This window comes from Microcystis sp. M49636_WE2 (assembly GCF_030065375.1).
Taxonomy (GTDB): Bacteria; Cyanobacteriota; Cyanobacteriia; order Cyanobacteriales; family Microcystaceae; genus Microcystis; species Microcystis aeruginosa_C.
This window is the reverse complement of sequence record NZ_JASJFG010000150.1, coordinates 1-5,612: the sequence shown is the minus strand read 5'-3', so window position 1 is coordinate 5,612 and position 5,612 is coordinate 1. Positions and strand designations below refer to the sequence as shown.

Here is a 5,612-nt window from a genome sequence, read left to right as displayed (position 1 = left end):
TTTTATTTGCCTTAACATAAGTGGTTAGGTGTTAAAAACTGTCAGATGCCCCCTTATTAAGGGGGATCCCCCCGCCTATCGGCACCCCCCTTATCAAGGGGGGATCCCCCCGCCTATCGGCACCCCCCTTATCAAGGGGGGACTAAGGGGGGATCGGCACCCCCCTTATCAAGGGGGGACTAAGGGGGGATCGGCACCCCCCTTATCAAGGGGGGCAGGGGGGATCGAACCTAAAATCCATTTTTAATTTAATTATAACCAGCTACTTAAGAAGTCTAAAGATGGCATAATTACTTATTCCGAATATTGGCATTTAGGCATTATTATAGCATTCCAATTTTCTAAAGTCAAACCCTCAACTCTAGCTAAATTAATACCATTAGTTTATAGAATAGGAAATACTTTTTAATCTTTAATTCTTAGGATAAGTTGAGGTATAGTTTCTCATCTTAACTTTAATTGGAGCGATCGCATTTTTTCTGTAAAGGAGAGAGAGGCGATCGCTGTTGAGTTGAGGATGAAGGATAAATTTGAGCTATAATAGGGGATAAAATTAACAAACAAGGTAATTATCAATGCCATTAAAGCAAAAGTATATTACTGATGAACAGGGTAATCAAATCGGTATTCTTTTAGATATAGAGGAATATCGAAAACTCCTAGAAGATTCTGAAGAATTGAATGCTATTAGAGCCTATGATTTAGCTATTTCGGAAGAGGAAGAAATTCCTTTTGAAGAGGCGATCGCCGAAATTGAAAATAGTCGTCAATGAATTACACTATTGCGATTAAAAAACAAGCTTCTAAGGCTTTAGCTAATCTTCCCCAAGATAGTTATCAGAAAGTTCGAGACGGGATTAGAGCATTAGCTGACAATCCAAGACCAGCAGGGTGTCTCAAACTGACAGGACGAGAAGGCTGGCGGATTCGGATTGGAGTTTATCGCGTTATTTACGCGATAGATGATTCTGCAAAAAAGGTGATTATTTTAGATATTGGACATCGAAAGGACATCTACCGATAGGCGATCGCGTTTTTAATAAAAATTTGGAAGAGGCGATCGCTATTTTACTGTGAGAAGAGGAGGGCGATCGCTTATAATAAATCCAGTGATCAAAATAGAAGGAGGCAAATGCCAGCAAAAGACCTCTATCACGAAGCCGTTAAAAATGCCTTAATTAAAGACGGCTGGACAATTACGGCTGATCCTTATCCTATTGAATTTGAAGACGCTGAATTGTATCCAGACCTGGCGATCGAGAAATATATTTCCGAAGAACAAAGACAACGTAAAATTATCATTGAAATTAAAAGCTTTCTTGGCCCTTCAATGATCAAAGACTTTGAAATGGCGGTTCTTCGTTACTTGGTATGGTTCGATAGGGAGGCATAAATCGACTAAATCCTTATCTGGCAAGAGACTTAATTGATTAGTTCGCTCTAGAGCAAAAACAATTGACAAAAATCGCTAAATGCCTTTCTCTATAAGGGTTCCATCCCTTATAACCCCCGTCCATTGCATAAGACAAACCGAAGAACCGAAATGGCTTTGGGGCAATATATTTTTTATCGTGATCTTATTCAATTAGGATAAGATGAATACCAAGAAATCTATCTGGCTATTAAAGATGAAATTTATGAGACTTTTTTCCAACGAAAATCTATTCAAGCCGTTATTAAAAGACACCAATTAGATTTATTAGTTGTCAACATCGAAAAAGAGGAGATTGTCCAATGGATAAACTAACTAACTATCGCCAAATTATTCAAAATACCTTAACAAAGCTAGACACAATTGCGAATAGCTCATCCAAAAAAAAACTAGAAACCTGTTTAATTTTTGATGAAAATCATGATCATTATCTATGGATGTCTATTGGTTGGATAAACAAAAAGAAAATCAACAATATTCAGATTCATATTCGTATTAAAAATGAAAGAGTTTATATTGAACAAGATTGGACAGAAATAGGAATCACCTCTCAATTATTAGAAGCAGGGATTCCCAAAGAAGATATTGTTTTAGCATTTCATGATCCTGCAAGTCGTAAATTAACAGAATTTGCTATTGCTTAATCAGGGGCGATCGCATTTTTAGCTGAGGTTAAGAAGGGCGATCGCTGTTTTTCGGAGTTTGAGAGGGGCAATTTGAGCTAAGTACCTAAGCAAAATTAATTACACATATCTAACCACCTCTTGCCTCCTGCCTTTTGCCTATCTTCACTAGGAAATTAATTTTGCACGACTACTTATAATAGGGGAGAAAATTAACCTAAAGATTCAGGTGCCTCAAACGCATTCACAGAGAGGCTTCTACAATCTCAAAACTCGCCAAACTAACAGATTCATTCTCAATAAGCACGAGAATTAAGGCTTTTAGCATTTCTTTCTTAATGAGAGTGAGTATTTTGGCATAATTCGCCCAAATGCTTACCTAGTATAGGTTTGACTGCTTTAATCGTCGATTGATTTGGTTTGATTCAATGGAAAATCGGCTCTCCCCGGTTTGGTGGGTAAAATGTATTCTAAGATACATTCCTCAAGAGCGAGGGAGTGGAAGGAACCACTCCAGACAGAGAGGACACAAAGATCGATCGATCATAGAGTAAGTTAAACTGATCACACAGAACCTAGAAGAGCCTGAATTATGAATTATGAATGATGAATTATGAATGATGAATTATGAATGATGAATTATTGTGTAAGATGGTGATCGCACTACAACGCCCACCCTACTCCAATGGAAAGGCAAAAGATGACTACTACTCTTGAAAGCTTACAGGAATTTATTGATTTTTGTCAACAGCACATTACTGGCAAAGAAAGGAAAGAAGCTCAGATTTTCCTAGACCGTTTCTTTCGAGCTTTTGGTCATAAGGGTGCGTTAGAAGCGGGTGCAACCTATGAGGAGGCGATTACTAAAGGTAGCAAGAAAGGTAAAACAGGATTTGCTGATTTAGTTTGGAAACCTCGTGTTTTAATTGAAATGAAAAAGCGAGGAGAAGATTTAAGTAAGCACTATCCCCAAGCTTTTGAATACTGGAGTCGCTTGGTTCCTAATCGCCCTCGCTATGTCTTATTATGTAATTTTGATCAGTTCTGGATTTTTGATTTTGATCTTCAAATAGATGAACCGGTAGATCGAGTAAATCTCAACGATTTGAAAAATCGGGTCAGTGCCTTCAATTTTATGGAAGTAGGGAATCGTACCCCTATTTTTCAGAATAATCAAGTCGAGATTACAGAAACGGCAGCGCGGCGGATGGGTGAGTTGTTTCAACTGTTAAAAAAACGCGGTCATAAAAGCGGTTTTGATGAGTTGACGGCCCAGCGATTTATTTTGCAGTGTGTCTTAGCAATGTTTGCTGAGGATCGAGGATTGTTACCAAGAGATTTATTTATTTCTTGTGTACAAGAATGTCTAAATGGTGGCAATTCCTATGATGTCTTGGGGGGATTATTTCAACAGATGAACCAACCCGGAATTACCCCCGTTGGTAAATATCAGGGAGTGGATTATTTTAATGGGGGACTGTTTAGTATAATTCATCCGATTGAATTAACTAATAAAGAATTAGAGTTTCTGGATGTGGCGGCGCGTCAGGATTGGAGTAAGATCCGTCCGGCAATTTTTGGTAATATTTTTGAGGGGACAGCTAATGCTGAAGAACGCCACACCTACGGGATGCACTTTACCTCAGAAGCGGATATTATGAAAATTGTTCGCCCAACTATTAGCCGTTACTGGGAGGAGAAAATTGAGCAAGCTGGGACGATTGGCGAGTTAAATACACTTCAGTTAGAATTACAGCAGTATAAGGTACTTGATCCGGCTTGCGGTTCGGGTAATTTTCTCTATGTCGCCTATCAAGAATTAAAGCGCATTGAACAGTTATTAATTGAAAAGATTGCTAACCGTCGTCGTTCTGCTAATGACCAGTTACAGATTAGTTTTGTTACGCCTAAACAGTTTTATGGAATGGATATTAATCCTTTTGCTGTAGAATTAGCGCGGGTGACTTTAATGATTGCCAGAAAGGTGGCGATTGATAAGTTTAATTTGACGGAAGCTTCTTTACCTTTGGATACTTTGGATAGTAATATTATCTGTGCTGATGCTTTGTTTACGGATTGGCAAAAAGCAGACGCAATTATCGGCAATCCTCCATTTTTGGGAGGGAAAAAGTTAAGGACAGAACTAGGAGATGAGTATGCAGAAAAAATTTATCAAAAATTTCCTGATGTTCAAGGACAACCTGATTTTTGTGTTTTTTGGTTTAGAAAAGCTGCGGAAAATCTTGGGGAATTAGGAAGAGCCGGTTTAGTTGGTACTAATTCAATATCACAAGTTTCTGGGAGAAAAGCAAGCTTAGATTATGTAGTTAAGCAAGGTGGATTTATACATGAAGCGATTTCAACTCAGCCTTGGTCTGGTAAAGCTAACGTTCATGTCAGTATTGTTAATTGGAGTAAAGAAAGACCGAAAGAATTATTTCTAGATAATTTATCGGTTAATTTATTATCTACGGCATTGAAAGCTCAAATATCAGTGGATAATGCCGAAAAAATAAAAGTTAATAATCATTATTCTTTTGAAGCTTGTCAATTAGCAGGAAAAGGATTTGTCATAACGGAAGAAGAAGCTAATAAATGGATTGAGTTAGATCATAAAAATCAACAAGTTGTCAAACCTATGTTAGATGGAAAAAATTTAATTAATCTTTTTGAACAAAAGAATTGGGTGATTGATTTTGATAATATGGCTCTTGAAGAAGCGGCTGAATATATCTTACCTTTTACAAGAGTAAAAGAAAAAGTTAAACTGGAAAGAGATAATAACCAAGAAAAATCAAGACGTGAAAAATGGTGGCAATTTGGTAGAAATAGATCAGCAATGAGACAAGCTATATCTAAATTATCTTGCTATTTTGCCATTCCCAAAATCGCTAAATATATTGTTTTTTCTCCAGTTGATGTGTCCATACTTCCCTGTGAAGCAAATATGGTAATAGCCTCCGATGATTTCTACATTCTAGGAATTCTCAACTCAAAAATACATCGCCTCTGGGTAAAAGCTCAAAGTTCAACTCTTGAAGACAGAACTCGCTACACCAATACAACCTGTTTTGAAACCTTCCCTTTTCCCCAGAAACCTTCACGGGAACTTGTCGAAAAAATCCGTCAAACCGCCGGGGAATTACACGAATACCGCAGCCAACAGATGGAGAAAAAACAATGGGGAATCACCAAACTATATAACCAATTCTTTAACGAACCCAGTAGCCAACTGTATCAACTCCATCAGAAATTAGACAAGCTAGTAATGGAAGCATATCACTTCCAAACTGACGACGACATCTTAGAGAAACTATTAACCTTAAATCTGGAATTAGCAGAAAAAGAGAAGCGAGGAGAAACCGTCATCGGTCCCTGGTCCCCTTACTCTTAGATTACTCTAACCCCTTACATTAGATTGAAACAATCTGAATTTCCCTGACTCGGTGCATTGGTTTGGTTGGCTTTTCGGTGGTGATTAGTTCATCAGCTTGAATTTGCAGCGCAGCAGCAACATGAAGTGCATCCATCGCCGCTAAACCGTAAGTGCCAGCAAT

The 5,612-nt window shown here is 38.0% G+C and carries 6 protein-coding genes; all 6 read left to right on the top strand.

Features of this window, described 5'->3' with window-relative positions; genetic code table 11:
• Positions 1-575 precede the first annotated feature (575 nt).
• The 6 genes from PX484_RS03505 to PX484_RS03480 all read left to right on the top strand — a co-directional run bounded on the left by PX484_RS03505 (position 576) and on the right by PX484_RS03480 (position 5,449).
• The gene (locus PX484_RS03505) at positions 576-773 is read left to right on the top strand and encodes a RelB antitoxin-like protein (RefSeq protein ID WP_002760112.1); all 198 of its coding nucleotides are present in this window, start codon (positions 576-578) and stop codon (positions 771-773) included.
• On the top strand, positions 770-1,024 hold the full coding sequence (locus PX484_RS03500) for a type II toxin-antitoxin system RelE family toxin (RefSeq protein WP_002760111.1): 255 nt from the start codon (positions 770-772) through the stop codon (positions 1,022-1,024). The genes PX484_RS03505 and PX484_RS03500 overlap by 4 nt, the downstream gene beginning before the upstream one ends.
• Before the next feature lie 108 nt (positions 1,025-1,132).
• The gene (locus PX484_RS03495; protein WP_288102869.1) at positions 1,133-1,393 is read left to right on the top strand and encodes an element excision factor XisH family protein; all 261 of its coding nucleotides are present in this window, start codon (positions 1,133-1,135) and stop codon (positions 1,391-1,393) included.
• Between the two features lie 216 nt (positions 1,394-1,609).
• On the top strand, positions 1,610-1,747 hold the full coding sequence (locus PX484_RS03490; RefSeq protein ID WP_327036704.1) for an element excision factor XisH family protein: 138 nt from the start codon (positions 1,610-1,612) through the stop codon (positions 1,745-1,747).
• The gene (locus tag PX484_RS03485) at positions 1,735-2,076 is read left to right on the top strand and encodes a XisI protein (RefSeq protein WP_002803043.1); all 342 of its coding nucleotides are present in this window, start codon (positions 1,735-1,737) and stop codon (positions 2,074-2,076) included. Before PX484_RS03490 ends, PX484_RS03485 begins: the two co-directional genes overlap by 13 nt.
• A 679-nt stretch (positions 2,077-2,755) precedes the next feature.
• A complete protein-coding gene (locus PX484_RS03480) occupies positions 2,756-5,449 on the top strand; it encodes a DNA methyltransferase (protein ID WP_288102866.1) in 2,694 nt (897 codons plus the stop codon).
• Positions 5,450-5,612 lie beyond the last annotated feature (163 nt).